Source organism: Lysinibacillus sp. UBA5990 (assembly GCF_002429815.1).
Taxonomy (GTDB): Bacteria; Bacillota; Bacilli; order Bacillales_A; family Planococcaceae; genus Lysinibacillus; species Lysinibacillus fusiformis.
In genome coordinates this window covers 771,290-788,720 of the sequence record NZ_DJAY01000011.1, presented here as the reverse complement: position 1 = coordinate 788,720, position 17,431 = coordinate 771,290, and the positions used below count along the sequence as shown (strand labels likewise).

16 protein-coding genes are annotated in these 17,431 nt (G+C 36.2%); 8 read left to right on the top strand and 8 right to left on the bottom strand.

The annotated features are described in order from the left end of the window. Positions 1-882, top strand: an 882-nt coding sequence (gene yfkAB, locus B3D94_RS11315; protein ID WP_291757312.1) for a radical SAM/CxCxxxxC motif protein YfkAB, incomplete at its 5' end; no start/stop codon positions are given. 391 nt (positions 883-1,273) lie between these two features. Here the strand turns inward: yfkAB and B3D94_RS11310 are convergent. Next, positions 1,274-2,266, bottom strand: a complete 993-nt coding sequence (locus tag B3D94_RS11310; protein ID WP_193832362.1) for an LLM class flavin-dependent oxidoreductase — start codon at positions 2,264-2,266, stop codon at positions 1,274-1,276. Between the two features lie 76 nt (positions 2,267-2,342). Continuing rightward, the gene (locus tag B3D94_RS11305; RefSeq protein ID WP_069481799.1) at positions 2,343-2,768 is read right to left on the bottom strand and encodes a hypothetical protein; all 426 of its coding nucleotides are present in this window, start codon (positions 2,766-2,768) and stop codon (positions 2,343-2,345) included. 202 nt (positions 2,769-2,970) lie between these two features. Between B3D94_RS11305 and B3D94_RS11300 the strand changes: the two genes are divergently transcribed. From B3D94_RS11300 to B3D94_RS11280, 5 genes are all read left to right on the top strand, one after another. After that, on the top strand, positions 2,971-3,738 hold the full coding sequence (locus tag B3D94_RS11300; RefSeq protein WP_069481800.1) for a TSUP family transporter: 768 nt from the start codon (positions 2,971-2,973) through the stop codon (positions 3,736-3,738). Between the two features lie 156 nt (positions 3,739-3,894). After that, entirely contained in the window at positions 3,895-4,413 is a 519-nt protein-coding gene (locus tag B3D94_RS11295) for a sigma-70 family RNA polymerase sigma factor (protein ID WP_069481801.1), read from the top strand. Next, on the top strand, positions 4,406-5,299 hold the full coding sequence (locus tag B3D94_RS11290; protein ID WP_291757311.1) for an RsiV family protein: 894 nt from the start codon (positions 4,406-4,408) through the stop codon (positions 5,297-5,299). Before B3D94_RS11295 ends, B3D94_RS11290 begins: the two co-directional genes overlap by 8 nt. Positions 5,300-5,443: 144 nt before the next feature. Continuing rightward, a complete protein-coding gene (locus tag B3D94_RS11285; RefSeq protein WP_069481803.1) occupies positions 5,444-6,568 on the top strand; it encodes an endospore germination permease in 1,125 nt (374 codons plus the stop codon). Then, positions 6,568-8,046 carry a spore germination protein gene (locus B3D94_RS11280; RefSeq protein WP_069481804.1) on the top strand — a complete coding sequence of 493 codons (1,479 nt, stop codon included), beginning with the start codon at positions 6,568-6,570 and terminating at the stop codon, positions 8,044-8,046. The genes B3D94_RS11285 and B3D94_RS11280 overlap by 1 nt, the downstream gene beginning before the upstream one ends. Before the next feature lie 43 nt (positions 8,047-8,089). Here B3D94_RS11280 and B3D94_RS11275 read toward each other — a convergent pair whose 3' ends face one another. Both B3D94_RS11275 and B3D94_RS11270 read right to left on the bottom strand, forming a co-directional pair. Further along, positions 8,090-8,509 (bottom strand): SRPBCC family protein, encoded by a 420-nt coding sequence (locus tag B3D94_RS11275; RefSeq protein WP_291757310.1) that lies wholly within the window; start codon positions 8,507-8,509, stop codon positions 8,090-8,092. A 173-nt stretch (positions 8,510-8,682) separates the two neighbouring features. After that, entirely contained in the window at positions 8,683-10,443 is a 1,761-nt protein-coding gene (locus B3D94_RS11270) for an ABC transporter ATP-binding protein (RefSeq protein ID WP_069481806.1), read from the bottom strand. Between the two features lie 416 nt (positions 10,444-10,859). Here B3D94_RS11270 and B3D94_RS11265 point away from each other — a divergent pair, with 416 nt between their 5' ends. Then, positions 10,860-11,621 carry a TerC family protein gene (locus B3D94_RS11265; RefSeq protein ID WP_069481807.1) on the top strand — a complete coding sequence of 254 codons (762 nt, stop codon included), beginning with the start codon at positions 10,860-10,862 and terminating at the stop codon, positions 11,619-11,621. Positions 11,622-11,995: 374 nt separating this feature from the next. Continuing rightward, entirely contained in the window at positions 11,996-12,505 is a 510-nt protein-coding gene (locus B3D94_RS11260) for a ferritin (RefSeq protein WP_069481808.1), read from the top strand. 91 nt (positions 12,506-12,596) lie between these two features. On the opposite strand, the gene B3D94_RS11255 is transcribed toward B3D94_RS11260, so the two are convergent. From B3D94_RS11255 to ahlS, 4 genes are all read right to left on the bottom strand, one after another. After that, positions 12,597-14,681, bottom strand: a complete 2,085-nt coding sequence (locus tag B3D94_RS11255; protein ID WP_291757309.1) for an ankyrin repeat domain-containing protein — start codon at positions 14,679-14,681, stop codon at positions 12,597-12,599. Positions 14,682-14,694: 13 nt separating this feature from the next. Then, entirely contained in the window at positions 14,695-15,033 is a 339-nt protein-coding gene (locus tag B3D94_RS11250) for a hypothetical protein (RefSeq protein WP_254664302.1), read from the bottom strand. A gap of 349 nt (positions 15,034-15,382) precedes the next feature. Continuing rightward, on the bottom strand, positions 15,383-16,564 hold the full coding sequence (locus tag B3D94_RS11245; RefSeq protein ID WP_069481811.1) for an iron-containing alcohol dehydrogenase: 1,182 nt from the start codon (positions 16,562-16,564) through the stop codon (positions 15,383-15,385). A 17-nt stretch (positions 16,565-16,581) separates the two neighbouring features. Then, positions 16,582-17,427 (bottom strand): AhlS family quorum-quenching N-acyl homoserine lactonase, encoded by an 846-nt coding sequence (ahlS, locus tag B3D94_RS11240; protein ID WP_372428578.1) that lies wholly within the window; start codon positions 17,425-17,427, stop codon positions 16,582-16,584. Positions 17,428-17,431: the final 4 nt, after the last annotated feature.

Below are 17,431 nucleotides of genomic sequence, written 5' to 3'. Positions count from 1 at the left end.
TTCTTTATAATCATAGGAGAACCGATGATGAGTAAAAAGTCGGTCCAAAATTATGTGTTGCCACTTTTGAAATATGCTCATGAACGAGGTGTACGCACACAAATTAACTCTAATTTAACATTGGAGCCAGCCCGATACTTATTAATTGCCCCATATTTAGATGTGCTGCATATTTCACATAACTGGGGTACTATCGACGAATTCGTTGAAACGGGCTTTGCCATGATGGAGCGCAAACCAACATACGACCAACGTGCAGCCTTATTCCAACGCATGATTGATAACTCAAAAATGCTAGCAGAGCATGGCGTTATGGTATCTGCGGAAACTATGTTAAACAAAAAAACTTTACCATACTTAGATCATATTCATAACCAAATCATCCATGAAATGAAATGTGCACGGCATGAGGTACATCCAATGTACCCATCAGATTTTGCTAGTGCCCTCACATCCCTTTCATTAGAGGAAACTCGTGAAGCGATCCACCATCTACTAGATATTCGTGATGACAATACATGGATGTTATTCGGAACACTTCCATTTTACCCTTGCAGTACGAATGAAGAGGATCAACGATTACTTCAACGTCTTCGTACAGCGAAAAATGTCACTATGCGTAACGACCCAGATGGCCGTTCACGTTTGAATATCAATATTTTTACGGGCGATGTCATCGTTACTGATTTCGGTGATACACCAGCACTAGGTAATATTGTACATGACGAGCTTCCAGCAGTGTTTGATAAATGGATGGCAACCGATTTAGCTAAATCACTCAATTGTCATTGTCCAGCTGTTAAATGCCTAGGTCCTAACGTTTTAGTAAAAAATATGTATTATCAAGATCAAGCGTTTGTTAGTGGCTCTGGCCGCGTTTGAGCAACTCATCAATAAAGAAACTCCCTTTTGAAGAAACTGTATCAAAATGGAGTTTCTTTTTATTGTTTAAAAAAATTTCTCATTTATGTATAAAAAATATGTCGTGGTCTATACTATTAAAGATTTCACTTCAAATCCTATGACTAGGAGGGTTAACCCGATGAGTGCGATTGATCGATAACTCAAAAGGACCATCAAAGCTGAGTAAAGTACAGTTCTTAGGAATATCTTAAGATTCTATGCGGAAGCGAGGCAGTGTGTCATGGAGTATTTAATGTAAGTGGTAATCGACCCGGAAATTTATTTCCGGGTTTTTCTATTTTATGTATGGTAAAAAGCAGTCAAGCCCAATAAAAATCACCTCGAAGCGTAACAACGAGGTGACTTTGTTCTATAATAATTCCTTCGCTAGAAATTTATAGGTATTTAAACGACTTGCTAATTCATATTGATTACAATTCAGCATGACTTCATCAAAGCCATAATGTTCTTGTTCTTTCATTAAAAATGCGGCAATTTCTTTTGGAGTGCCGACAAGATTTGCTTTGCGATTATTGGCGATTGTCATTTTATCCATTTCCGTTAATGGATAATCCTTTGCTTCTTCAGGTGATATAGTTTGAATAATTTGCCCCTTCATCAGCTGAAGACGAGAAATATCGATTGGTTTTGCCAAGTATTCCGCCTCCTCTAAAGTAGGTGCCACCGTCGCCGCATAGGTCACAATGATTTGTGGTTTTTCCATATAATAAGATGGCGTAAAATAGGCTTTATAGGCATCAAAAATATCCTTTGACATATTGCCCGTAAAAAATTGGGCATAGGAATAACCTACACCTAGCTGCCCTGCTTGCATCGCACTTTGACCGCTTGAACCTAGTAGCCATGCCTCAGGTAATGAAATATGAACTGGTGCCGCAACGACTTGATCATAGACATGTTCACCCGTTTTTTGGTTATTCATCAGCTTTAAAATAATTTCAAGCTTATCATATTGCTCGGTGAAGCGTTGTCTTCTTCCTTCTGCAAGCGCATAAATAGAGGCATGATCACCACCTGGCGCTCTCCCCACTCCGAAATCAATTCGATGAGGTGCTAATCCTGACAATGTTTTAAAAACCTCTGCGATCTTATATGGTGAATAATGCATCATCATGACGCCACCTGTCCCGATGCGAAGTCGCTTCGTTTTCGCAGCTAAAAAAGCAGCGGTTACTTCGGGAGCTGAACTTGCCAGCGACTGACTATTATGGTGTTCAGCTAGCCACATACGATGATAACCGAGTTCTTCCCCTAATAAAGCTAGTTGTTCTGTACGTTGGAAGGCTTCCTCTGCCGAATGACCCTTTGGTATAGGCATTTGATCTAAAATACTTAACTTCATTCAAAACATCCTCTCTGTCTGTAAGCTCCCCCTTTTAACTGTAATATAATTCTGCTTATTTACAAAGCAAAAAACCTTACTCATAAGCTAGTTGTTTCATTTCCCATGTTTGATAGACCATGCCGACGAGTTTTTGTTTTTGTTCAGCATTTAGAACATTTTCATTAAATTTCATCGCACGAAGGGAAAATTGCTTTGCTTGTTCGTCAACGACGAATTGTAAAATAGCATGTCCTTTTTCATTTTGAAACGTAATATCACCTGATAATTCTACAACTTGCTCCCCTGTTTTCGCTTGATAATATCGCCAATATGGTTCAAAGAATGCGTAGTTAAATGCATTACGAACTGTGACATCAGAAAAATTCTCCAAATAACCTTCTTTGACGATATCAATATACTCATGATCTGTTATATCTTTTTTTACATTAAAGACATATCCAACAAGCATCCCCATAAACACAACACAGAGAAATACACGTATATGATTTGCTAAACTCATGTCATCACGTCCCCTTTACGTAAAAACACTATCATTTACATAATACATCAAATTTCTAACTTCAAGTAGAAAATATTTGTTTATTGTAGAAATTATATGAAAATTCTTTATTCAAGCTCCGCAAAATTATATAAAGAGTATTTACAGCCCAACCTCAGTTCGCTACTATCAGATTATTATGATAGAAAAGAGATGACCTGTTGTGCCATTTGATTTAGATTTAAATATTTTAGTCATTCTTATCGTTTTTGGTTTTTTAGCCGCATTTATTGATTCAGTTGTTGGCGGCGGTGGACTTATTTCTTTACCAGCCCTTATGTTTGTAGGTCTCCCACCTTCTAGCGCTGTGGCAACCAATAAATTAGCAGGTACAATGGGATCACTTACGAGTACTTTGACATTTTATCGCTCTGGTAAGCTTGATATTAAAGCGGTCTATAAGCTATTTCCATTTGTCTTTTTCGGATCTATGCTTGGAGCATGGATTGTCCACTTAATGGATCCTAGTATCCTGAAACCGCTCATGCTGATTATGCTTGCTGCCGTAGCTATCTATACGATCTTTAAAAAAGATTGGGGAAGCATCACTACCTATAAAAAATTAACACCAAAACGTTATCTATTTTTTGTAGTAGTAATTACAGTCATTGGTTTTTATGATGGTTTCCTAGGTCCTGGCACAGGTTCATTTTTATTATTTGCCTTTCTCATGGTTGGTTTTGATTTTTTACAATCAGCAGGTAATGCAAAATTTTTAAATTTCGGAAGTAATGTTGCAGCCCTTCTTATGTTTATATACTTAGGGCAAATTAATTATGCATATGGTTTACCAATGGGACTTGCGCAAATTGCTGGGGCCATTGTGGGCTCCAAATTTGCGATTAAACGTGGCAGCGGTTACGTACGTAAGTTATTTATCGTTGTGACCATTCTATTACTCTTGAAAAATACATATGACTATTTCTCATAATCATCTGTTATGCTGACGTATGCCAACAGTATAGAAGGCTAAAACTTATCTCATATTGGGGTAAGTTTTTTTTATGGCTTTCAACTTTTTCCCTCATTTCGTACGTCTAGTACATGTATACAATTTGAATATGTTAAAAAAGGAGCTTCTTTGGACATGAAAACAAGAAATGCATTTCAACATGAAGAGGTGTTTGTCCAATTCATTCGTGAACAAAAAGAGCGTTTTTATTTGCTCGCGTATAGCTATACAAAAAATGAACAGGACGCACTAGATGTTGTACAGGACAGTGTTCAAAAAGCCATGCTGTCATTAGATCGACTTGAAAATGTTGATTATATGAAAAGCTGGTTTTATAAAATAGTCGTTCGTACAGCCATTGATTTTTTACGAAAGCATAAACGCTTACAAGTAACTGATGATGATACTTTGCAATTTTTAACCCCCGCTCAAGAAGATGTCTATGAGAACGTCGATTTAGAGCATGCGTTGGATGAGCTACCGCAAATGTATCGGGAGGTTGTAATTCTCCATTATTTCGAGGATTTAAAGCTCGCAGACGTTGCGAACATCCTTGATATTAAGTTAAGTACAGCCAAATCGCGTCTTTATAAAGCATTAAAACTACTAAAAATACAATTGGAAGATGTGAAGGGAGAAACTGCACATGGATAAAAAATTAAAAAATTTAGAAAAACAATATACAGATGTTTCTATTCCTAAGGAATTAGATTTGGTGGTAGAACGAGCATTAAAGCAAGGTCGAAAAAAGAAAAAGAACCGTACTTCTCAATGGTTGCTTGGCTCGGCAGCTGCAGCTATGCTATTTACTGCTAGTTTAAATGTGAGTCCAGCAATGGCTCGAACACTATCAGACATACCTGTTGTAGGAAGTGTTGTCAAAGTATTAACTTGGACAGAATATGAGGTGGCAGAAGATAATTTTGATGCCAATATTAAAGTACCTGCTATTGAAAATTTGGACAATCAAGATCTTGCAAATACATTAAATGAAAAGTATCGTGCAGAAGGCAAAGCTCTCTACGATGAATTTATCACTGAAGTGGGTGATTTAAAAGCCAGTGGCAGTGGTGGTCATTTAGGCGTTGATAGCGGCTTTGAAATTAAAACTGATAATGACCAAATTTTATCGATTGGTCGTTATGTAGTAAATACTGTTGGCTCTTCTTCCACTGTAATGGAATACGATACGATCGATAAAGAAAATGAAATTTTAATTACTTTACCTATGCTGTTTAAAGATAAAAATTATATTGAAGCTATAAGTGAAAATATTAAGGAACAAATGCGTACACAAATCGCTGAATCCAATCAGGATAAAGTCTATTGGGTGAAAGGTGCTGGCATGGCTGATGAAGATTTGATGGAGGAATTTACAGCCATTCAACCTGATCAGCAATTCTATATTTCAGATAAAGGTAAGCTTGTGATTTCCTTTGATAAATATGAAGTGGCACCAGGCTTTATGGGCGTTGTGGAATTTGAAATCCCAACAGACGTCTTAAAGGATGATCTTGTGAGCACAAAATACATCCATTAATTAAATAGGACTTAACGAGGTATTTGATGATTACATCATCAAATACCTCGTTTTTTTCATGGAGATCAACCCATTTTTTGCTTATAAAGCTACTGTTTTTTGTCTAAGCTAATATGTATCAATCAATGTTAGAGGGTTTTCATCATGAAAAGTGTAGGATCCATCAGTATTTTACATGTAATCTTCCTATCAATGACCGTTATTGGCTTAAAAAATCATGTAACTATTATTCCTCCACTGCTAGATGCCGCCAAAAGAGATGGCTGGCTATCTGTACTATTTGCTGGGGGTGTTATTTTCTTTTGGTTATTTTTATTAGTTTACATCCAAAAAAAATCGAAACAGGAACCCCTTCGAGACTGGCTCAGCGAAAAAATAGGAAAAGTCGCTTCTACTACCATTATCTATATTGTCGCCATTTTTCTTTTGATTATCGCAGCATTTACAATGGTAGAAACATTACAATGGGTAAATAGCACATTTTTACCTCAAACACCTGTCCTTATATTATTGTTTGTTTATACCATTCTTTGCATTTTACTAGTGACAACTAGCTTACAAACCATTGTTATTGTCAATGTCTTTGTATTATTTGGAGTTGTCATCCTTGGTTTTTTTGTCGCCTTTACCAATATACAAGTAAAAGATTATAGTTTGTTGCGCCCTTTTTTTGAGCATGGTTTTCAGCCTATCATACATGGTATGATTTTTCCTGCTTCAGGATTTATAGAGCTATTATTGCTATTATTTTTGCAGCACCAATTTAAAGAACGTCTTCGTTGGTACCATTTCACTATTATACTGGCTATCTTAATTGGCCTTACATTAGGTCCGTTAATTGGAGCCATTACTGAATTCGGGCCAAGTGAAGCATCGAAACAACGTTATCCTGCCTATGAAGAATGGGGATTAGTGACCATCGGACGCTATATTGAGCATTTAGATTTCTTCTCTATTTACCAATGGTTAACAGGGACTTTCATTCGTGTAAGTTTCCTCTTATATATTGTGGCAGACTTATTAAAAATGACTGGCGATCCAAAGCGTATTTGGCAAATGCTCGCTCCACCCTTCTTCATCATTTGTTTACCGTTAATTATGTTAAATGAAAGCTTATTTTTAAAAGTAAAGGGACATTATATTTTAAGTGCTACGTTTATTTTCTTTTTTGCCTTATCAATTTTTTTCATTGTCGTTGCTTACTTATCGGATAAATCTTCTAAAAAGGGGAAAACTGAAAAACAAGACATGAAAAGTGGTGAATCATAATGTCTCAACAGGAGCATGAGTTAGATTTAAATGCAATAAAAAAACTATTTCAAAAATCCGCAGATATACAATTTCAGGAATATAGCTTTAATGAACAAAGGGTACATTTTATAACGTGTGATGCCATGATTGATCAGCAAATGCTGAACGGTGTCATTATTCAGCGAACCCAGTATTTGTATGATCATTTGGATGACGTTTCATTTGAAGAAAATATAGCGAGGCATCTTCATATTCCAAGCCTTCAAAAAATCCAAGATAAGGAACAGCTTATTTCATCCGTTTATAGTGGCTTCCTATTGCTGTATTTTGAGCAAGATCATCTTTTATATGCAAGCAATATCGCTAAAAAGCCTAATCGTAAGCCGGAAGAAACACGTATGGAGGTTCTTGTTAAAGGGCCAAGAGATAACTTTATTGAAGATATCCGCGTCAATATCGCTTTAATTCGCAAACGATTACCGACCAATTCATTTTGCGTCGAAAAGGTGGAGCTCGGAAAACGCTCAAAAACAACAGTGGCAATCCTGTATTTTGAAGATATTGTGGATATGGACATTCTGCATGGTATTAAGAAACAGTTAGCTGCAGTCGATACAGATATTGTTTTTAGTGGTGATTTATTGATGGAACGCGTGAATAAAAACTCGAAATTATTTCCAAAGTTTGATTATACAGGGCGACCCGATTATGCCGTTCAAGCATTAGCAAGGGGCCGCTTTATTATTTTCGTAGATGGTGTCGCTTATTGCATTATCACGCCTGTGAATCTTTTCTTATTATTGAAATCTGCCGAAGATAATGAATACCCGGTCATTTTTAGTTCTGTAGAACGAGTACTACGGATTCTCGGTATTCTTATCGGATTACTACTACCTGCCTTTTGGCTTGCTTTAACAACCTACCATCAAAATCAATTGCCATTACAGTTACTGGCAACCGTTGTACAGGCCAAAGCTGGATTACCTCTCCCTTCTTCACTTGAAATGCTACTAATGCTTTTGATGTTTGAATTGTTCCGTGAAGCAGGGCTACGGCTTCCTTCAGTTATTGGGGGAACCATCAGTGTTGTAGGGGGAATCATTATTGGAGATGCTGCAATTCGAGCAGGTGTAACAAGCCCTGAAATGATTGTTGTCATCGCCATCTCTACCATCGCTTCATTTACATTGGTCAATCAATCACTTGTAACATCAGTTAGTATATTACGTATTGCCTTTATCCTTGCTAGCGCCTTTTTAGGATTATTTGGCTTCTTTGTTTCTTTATATTTTACACTTCTTTACTTATGCAATATTCGCATTTACGGTTACTCTTATATGAACCTTGCGACAGATTTAAACTGGTCCACCATCAAAAAATCTATTTTCCGTCTAACACCTAAGGGTTACACGGAGCGCAATAAAGCACTTGCACCTCAGGATGCAACCCGTTCAGCTAATGCCCATATCGAAGACAAAAAAAGTCCAAGAAAATAACTAGCATCCCCTCACATATTGAGGAGATGCTAGTTATTTTTGGCTACATCTTTTGTATGCTCTCTTCGATGGATACTAACCTCGACTCCCAATATCGCTTCATTTCTTCTCTTATTTGTTGATCGGCAAGATGTTCCTGATGAAAACTAATGGTCGTTTTATTATTTTCATTGGATAAGATTCGAATTTGCACGGTAGAAGGTCGTTGCCATCCCTCTTTTTGCCAAGTAAGACGGAGTTGCAATAGTGGTTTGACAATCCGAATTTCTCCGGTTCCCACCATTGTACGATACTGATGACCAGGTTCAATAATTATATTTTCCCCTCCTCCTAACCATGCAATCAAACCTTCCTCCCCTGTAATAAGTGACCATGCTTGCTGTTGCGAGATTGGAAACGTTCTTCTAACCCCTACTTGATAACCAACTGTTTTGGTTAGTCCAATACTTTTGTGGCTCTCCATGTCTTAACCTCCATCTATTAATCTGTCATCGTCTATTCACTACTAATAATTCCTCCCTTCTTCTAAAAATCCTTGTCCTATTAGTACTTATCTTTTGTGATAAGTATATAAAAATAGTAAAAGGCAGAAATGCTCTCACACATTTCTGCCTTGTTGAATTGCTTAACGCTAATTTACGTCATCTCTACATAATCATTTTGAATGCTTTGTTTGTTTTGTCCCTTACGGAATTGGATGTGATGGAGCTTCGCAAAGATACCATTGTGAGCCACTAGCTCATCGTAAGTACCATCTTCCTCAATACCTTTTGGCGTCACGACCATTACCCGATCTGCGTTCCTAATAGTTGCCAGGCGATGGGCAATAACTAGAGTAGTACGGTTTTCAGCTAGCTCTGATAAAGATTGCTGAATAATCATCTCTGTTTCTGTATCTAACGCAGAAGTCGCTTCATCTAAAATTAAAATTGGTGGGTTTTTCAGGAACATACGAGCAATGGCTAATCGTTGTTTTTGTCCACCGGATAATTTCAAGCCTCGTTCCCCAATTTGCGTATCATACCCCTCTGGTAGCTCTGCGATGAATCCCTCTAAATGGGCCTTTTTTGCCGCTTCGCGAATTTCTTCTTCACTGGCGTTTAGCTTTCCATAGGCAATATTCTCACGAATTGTCCCTGTAAATAAGAAGACATCCTGCTGTACAATACCAATTTGAGATCGTAAGGAAGCCTGGGTCATATTGCGAATATCGATGCCATCAATCGAAATAGCACCTTTTGAAACCTCATAGAAGCGAGGAATTAACGAACAAATGGTTGTTTTACCAGCACCCGAAGGACCAACAAACGCAATGGTTTGTCCAGCCTTTACATCAAATGAAATATCTTTTAACACCTGTTTTGATGCATCGTAATTGAAGTGAACATTGTTGAAGGAAATATTACCATCTAAATGGTTAATGACCTTCGCATTTTCACGATCTTGAATTTCTGGTTCCTGCTCAATTAATTCACGGAATCGCTTGAAGCCAGCCATTCCCTTTGGATAAAGCTCTAATAAAGCACTAATCTTATCAATTGGTTTAATGAGTACATTGGTATATAAAACAAAGCTCACTAGCTCCCCGTAAGATAATTTTCCATTAAAGCTGAGCCAAGCGCCGACCACTAACACCATTAATGTAAGAAGGCGTGTCATCATGTAAATAGTCGAGTTAGTTCCTGCCATTATTTTATAGGCATATAATTTAGCCGCACGGAAAAATCCATTTTGCTCCTTAAAGCGTTTAATTTCAAAATCTTCATTTGTAAAGGATTTCACAACACGGACACCGGACACACTATCCTCTACACGTCCGTTTACATCAGCAATTTTGCCATACATCGTTTTCCAAGCATTGTTCATTTTTATATTACTAAATGTCACAAGCCATGTTAAAAATGGCACCATAATCGCTGCAATTAAAGCGAGTGTTGGATTCACATTAAACATAATGGCAAAGGCCCCAACAAAGGTCATAATGGCAATGAATAAATCCTCAGGTCCGTGATGGGCAAATTCCCCAATATCAAATAGATCATTAGTAATGCGGCTCATTATATGACCTGTTTTCGTATTATCAAAGAATCGGAATGATTGCCTTTGTACATGCGTAAATAATTCCTGACGCATATCTGTCTCAATATTAGTCCCCAATTTATGACCTAAATAGTTCACGATAAAGTTTAAAAATGTACTTATTGCATACACTAGCAGCAATAATACACTTATTTTTACAATCATGCCCCAATCGCCTGTTGGTAATAGCTCATCAATAAACCACTGAACGGCTAATGGAAAGGCAAGCTCTAAAATGGCTACAATGATTGCACTTGAAAAATCGATGACAAACAATCGTTTATGCGGCTTATAATAGGAAAAAAATTTTCTATACATGTTTGTCTCCTTTCTAAGTTGTAAAAATTTCGCCTATCTTTTAATAGTACCATTTGTGCAAACGTAACGGAAAAGTATTTTTTCTCCATAGCAGTATATTTTTATTTACTTTCAGTTTTTCGCATGCTATGATTGGTGTAAGAATTGAATAGCTTTTGACTTTATTGTCAAAGGGGAGTAGCTAGCGGATGCGATCGAAGCATCTGATTCACATTCGTCATTACATGGTTTCGTACCATCGGGTGTGATGGCATAAATTGTCTCACAGAATAATTTCTGTGCAACGAACAGTAAATTGCTTAGCAAGACCTTTGCCTATTTTTTAGGCAGGGGTCTTTTTCTTTTGCTTAAAATTGGGAAGAATATGTTAGAAGCAACCATTCATTTCTGTTCAACAATTAAAGGAGGAAACAAATTTGGAGGCAATTATTTTAGAATACGCATGGGTACTCGTCGTATTAATTGTATTAGAAGGTTTGTTGGCAGCTGACAACGCAGTCGTAATGGCAGTTATGGTTAAGCATTTACCAAAAGCACAACAACAAAAAGCTTTATTATATGGATTAGTGGGGGCGTTTGTTTTCCGCTTCGCCGCATTATTCCTTATTACAACACTCGTTAATTTTTGGCAGATCCAAGCAATAGGTGCAGCTTATCTATTGTTTATGTCTATTAAGCATATTTATGATTCACGGAAAGCATCGCAAAGCTCCGATGAGATCCAAGAGCCGAAAAAGCAATCTGGCTTCTGGATGACAGTTGTAAAAGTAGAACTTGCTGATATCGCATTCGCGGTGGATTCTATCCTAGCTGCGGTTGCTATTGCCGTAACACTACCACATCTCGGCGATTTTGATATTGGTGGCATTAATGCAGGACAATTCGCCGTTATGTTCTTAGGTGGCCTTATCGGGGTCATCATGATGCGATTTGCGGCTCGTTGGTTCGTAAAAGTTCTTGATAAATTCCCTTCATTGGAAACGGCTGCCTTCCTAATCGTTGGTTGGGTTGGTGTGAAATTAGCTGTGTTAACATTAGCACATGAAAAATTAGGCATTATTCCACATGAATTCCCACATTCTACAATTTGGAAGGCTATTTTCTGGATTGTCCTAGTAGCAATTGCCCTAGGTGGTTACTTAGTTGGGGTCAAAAACCAAAAAAAACAAGAACAATAATGATTTAAAAAAATCGCCACGACCTATGTCGAGGCGATTTTCTATTTTATATGAAAGTAGTGATTTTATTTTTTAACGAGTGCCCTTCCCTATGCCAAACAAACAAATTTTCAAGTCATTTTCTACCTCACTAGGTTGCCTTATCCAACTTCCTCTACCAACACTTGACTATACATATGACACAATAGGAAAATGCTTAATTTCCTTTGCCAGCAGTTGAGACTAAATATAAAGAAGTGTAAATTCTCTAATTGAGAACTAATATCAATTAAGTTTTGCACATTTTCCCATGAAATTTAAATTTTTTGTATGAAGAACCGTTAACACTGTATACTAGTGATGAAGGCATTTACTGCAAAAGGAGGAAATTTTTTATGTTATCTGAAAAACTACACACAGCACTTAATGAACAAATGAATTTTGAATTTTACTCGGCTCATGCTTACATGGCAATGGCGGCATATTGCACAGACCAGGATTACGATGGCTTCGCTAACTTCTTTTTAGTACAAGCCGAAGAAGAACGCTTCCATGCGATGAAATTTTATAACTTCTTAAGTGATATGGGCTACCGTGCAACCATTCAAGGCTTTGAAAGCCCAGGCAATCATTTTGAATCGATTTTAGATGCCTTTAAAACAGCTCTTTCTCATGAAAAAGAAGTGACGCGCCGTATTTATAATTTATCAGATATCGCTTTAGATGAACGTGAGCATGCGACAATGGCCTTTTTAAAATGGTTCATCGATGAGCAAGTGGAGGAAGAATCTACATTTGATACATTAATTCGTAAAATCGAACGTATCGAAAACGACTCCAACGCTATCTTTATGCTAGATGCAGAATTAGCTACGCGTACATTTACGCCTGATGCAGAAGCATAACATACTTAATAAATTAGCTAACCAATAACAAAGGCTACGAAGTTTCGTCAAAGAAGCTTCGTAGCCTTATTTTGCTTTAGATATGTTAATTCTATTGGTACAAATTATTATAAAATTCGTAACCTGCATAGTAAAGGAACCCTATTTCTTCGTTTGGTTTTAATAGCAGTAACTGCTCCGTTTCCTCTAGATAATATAATGGAGCATCATCATCGATAAACGGTTTTCCTAAATCATTATACCATTCTTCATTCAGCTGTTTAGGATATAAGTTAAACGAAATATATTCAATCTTATCGCTTATACCTATATAAGAACAATAATGCGTCTCTATATCTTTTTCGGAACTATCTTTTAGATAGTAAATATTACAGTCTATGTCACCATCTATTGATTCGAATTGTTTCCTCTTAGCAGGGTTTCCTAACTTATTAACTACGTCTTTTCTTGAATTACCTAAAGTAACCCCACTTACTATGAAAACATTCTTTTGTTTATCATGCTTAATTGTAAACCTATCTTGCTCAAATAATTCTACCAATGATTTATTATATTTTTCGGCAATGTCTTTAGCAGAGTCCCCATTACTATTGACAATATTTTTATCCACCTTATGTTTAAGTAGTCCCTCAACAGTTTTTTTATCCCCGTTTAGGATCGCTAAATACAATGGTGTTTGTCCTTGTTCATTAAGTCCATTTACAGCTGTTCCTTTATTTATTAACTCTGCCAAATAAGTCAGATTGTCTTTTTTGTGATTAAGGAGAATATGGATCGCATTATTTCCTAATTCATCAACCTTATTAAGATCTAATCCTTTATCTATAAATAGTTGAACTATCTCTTTATTTTGAGTAAGTATAGCTGTTGTGTATGTATTTTGACCACCTATATTCACTTTTTTCAAATCAATGTCCAAGTTTAGTAATTCCTTGATTAATGCTGTATTGTTTAAAGACTGTAATAAGGCTACTTGAACAATATTGTTACCGTCATTATCCACTTCTTGAAAATTTACTTTCAATTCATAAATAAGGTATTCAAGTATCTCTCTATTCCCTGTCTGTATAGCAGAATATAATACATTATGTCCCATCTCATTCTTTACGTTCATATCAACTCCGAATTTATGTAGCTCTTTTAGTATTTCATATTGTTCATTTTTAACTGCAACATGTGCAAGACTATCGTCTTCTTTTCCTACTCTGATACTTCCCATTCCTTTATTCATTAAGGAAATAGCTAATTTTTTATTCGGTAATTCGATGGCTTTACTAATTGAATTTTCGCCATCCCTATTTACAAAATTAGCGTTGGCCCCATTTTCAATCAAAAAATTTATATCCTTCGAATTTTGATTTTTTACTGCCTCAATCAAAGCGTTATCCTTATCTTTTAATAAAAGATAATTATCCCATGAAAAAGTAAACTTTGTTATAAAACCATAAGTAGCTATACCAATAAGAAATAGAAAACTGATTAACACAGCGCTATATTTTACTATTTTCTTTACCTTTTTCTGAAATATTTCATGTTGACGTTCCTTTTCTAATAGCTCTTGCTTTTTTTCCTCTTCTATCTGTTCTTCATATAACTTAATATTTTCACTAATCGTTTTTTCATTCATATAAATTGATAGAACATAATTTTTTTCTCTTTTGCAACGTTTACATATTTTCATATTCTCCAAGTTAAGACGTCCGCATACACATGTCCATTTATCATTTATCAATTGTGAATAATATTTTGCATCATTTCCTTCATGCGTTAGTACAAACGTTAGTTGACCTGGATCATTAATTTGTTTTAGTTCTACTTTCTCTAGCTCTGATTCGGGTTTCGTCCATATTGTTTCATCACTAAAAAGTACTTTCTCAAAGACTACATCTATGCTTCTGGTATGAGAAAAACTATCTAATGCAATTTTTTCATTGTTCTCAAATGCTTGGTTAGGTTCTATTGATTCACTTAGATGCAGTTTATAATTAAAGCTAGTAGATTCCCAGCCAACTGGTTCACCAAATTGATCAAAACAATAAATAGTAGCATTTAAGCCTTTTATTCTTTTTTCTGAAATATTATTAAACTTCAATGAACAATAAACCTTACCTGTTTTCTTACTTCTATATAGCTGATACTTAAGCAATTCAACTGGACAATTTATATCAACTAACATTCGTTTCCTCCTATTAATTCAACAATTCGAATTCTTCTTCTTGAGGCTTATTTGTAACTTTAGAATTTATGTCTTGAAGCAATGCAATAATTTTTGCTATTGCAAGAAAGAATACTCCTGTTAACACCATGGATATTGTTGACACTAAGGTTGTTGTAAGGTGCGAGCTATATATATTTTTAATAGCAAAATATCTTTCTTCAATAAGGTTGTTATCATAATGTTCTTTAGCTGCTTCTTCCCAGTATTCCGTATCCTCTTTTTCTTCCTTTAAGATTGATATTTGAGATAAACTAAAAACTATAGCTGTAACAAATAAAATAAAACTTGATATCTGTAGTACTAGTTTCATTAGCACACCCTCCATATATTGAAAAATAATTAATATTATATACTAATTACCCATTATTTACTATAAAATTTAAAATAGCTAAGAGAAAATATTCATAAATATAAATTTCAAATATTACTTTCGAATTTATAAAAAAAGAAACGCTCAAAATGTTTCTTCTTGTTGCTCCATAAATAGTGTAGTAATGAAATCTATCATTTCAAAGCGGTCGTGGGTATGTACGTTTTCTCCAATTCCTCAAATTCTCATACTTTTATGACGCATTTTAATAACCAGATCGCTCAGTTCAATTTTAAATTCCTACATTAAAAAAGAAAAACGTCAACAATCAACGTTTCTCTTTTCTTCTTTATGATTCGTCTGGTTCTCGAACTTCTCCATCAAATGCAGATCGATAAATAGCATAAATATCCTCTCGTTCTAATAGCATAGGACTTCGTGCTAAAATTCTTGTTTGCTTTGTTGCATCGTCCGTTAATTGTTCTAAAGCTTCTTCTGGTATATTAAAACCCTTTAATGTAGAAGGAATATTTACATCTTGAACGAGCTGTTGTAATACATCCACACATTTATAGGAAGCCTCTTCTTGCGATAAGTAGGCAGATGATACACCCATGGCATCTAATATATCCTTCATTCGTTTTTCACAGCTTTGACGAATATACCCCATGACATATGGTAATAGTACGGCGTTGGAATCGCCATGGGCTATATGAAATTGACCTCCCAATGGATAGGCTAAAGCATGAACACCGGCTACTCCAGCATTAAAAAAGGCCAAGCCAGCTAAATAACTACCATAGCTCATATCTGAACGTGCCTGCTTATTTTCCCCTTCTAGTACAGCCGTACGAATAGAGCCACTAATTAGGCGAATAGCTTGTAGTGCAAGTGCATCCGTTACTTCATTGGCATTGACTGAAACATATGCCTCAATGGCATGTGTTAAAGCATCAACCCCCGTTGCAGCTGTTACCTTTGGTGGTAATGAAATCGTTAGCTCTGGGTCTACAATCGCACTATCCGCCAATAAGTAATCGTGTGTCACAACATCTTTTGTTGTGTCGAGGGACAGAACTGAAATATTTGTCACTTCTGAGCCTGTCCCAGATGTAGTTGGTATTAAAATTTTAGGTAAACCTTTTTGTTCAAGTGCTTTTGTGCCTGTTAAATTTAAATAATCCGCTACTTTCCCATCATGTACGGCTAAAACAGCAGCAAGCTTAGCTAAATCAAGAGCACTTCCTCCACCTAAACCAATGACCAAATCAAATTGATGTTTTCTAGTAAAATCAACTAGCTTTTCTCCAATAGCAAGTGGGGGCTCTGGGGCAATATCTGTATAAATGGTCGTTGCATATCCTTTTGAAAGCAAGGGCTGCTGGACTTTATCTGCTAGCCCTAATTCCTTTAAAAATGGGTCTGTGACAATTAAAATATTTGTAGCTTTAAATCTTTCTACTTCAGGCAGAAGCTGATTTAAACATCCCCAACCTGTATAGCTTACAGGCGTAAAGGTTAATTTATGCATGGCTTCTCTACTCCTATCTATTCATAGTATCCTTCTGTCGATTTTCTAAATGATTTAAATTGGACAGGGTCATGACCAAACCAAACCTGAGAATTTGTTTCATTGGCAAGTCTACGAATGCGTTCAACTGTAGAATTATAGCCAACTGAATCATAAATAATGCCTGGTGGCTTAACAGGTGGACCAAAGCTTTCCGCCGTGTAGATAGCATCTGAAGCTAAAATAATTCCTCCTGAGTCTGGCATATTAATGTGCAGACCGAGCATGCCCCAAGCATGACCACTGCCAAAATTTAATACTTGAATGCCTTCTGCAAGCTTCACATTATCCTCACCACGTTTAATAAGGCGCCATTGTAAATTATTTTTAATCCACATATCAATGTCGCCCCAAATATAGGCACCGTCTTTAACATTTCTTGCATACGTTTGAAGTGTGCCGTTAAACTCATCTTCTTGTACAATGATCGTCGCATTCGTAAATAATTCTAAGCAGCCTGCATGGTCGAGATGCAAGTGGGATGCTACAACATATTTAATATCCTCAGGACGAACATTTAATTCTTCTAATCGATGATGTAAATAACATTCTTCTGGCATATTAATAGGGAACGCTTTTTGTGTAAATTCCCCCCAACGTCCATCAGGCCCCATAGCATTTGGATTACACGCCGTATCAAATAAAATTTTGCCCTCTGGATGATCGATAAGTACTGTATAGACGGGGAATTCTACAAATTCATTTGGTTGATTTGGATGATCGATTGTTGCTGGATTGTGCATGGCAATCATATAATTCTTATCCATTCGCATCGTACCGTTATCCATTACATACAATTTTGGGTGTTGTTTGATCATTTTCATGTTT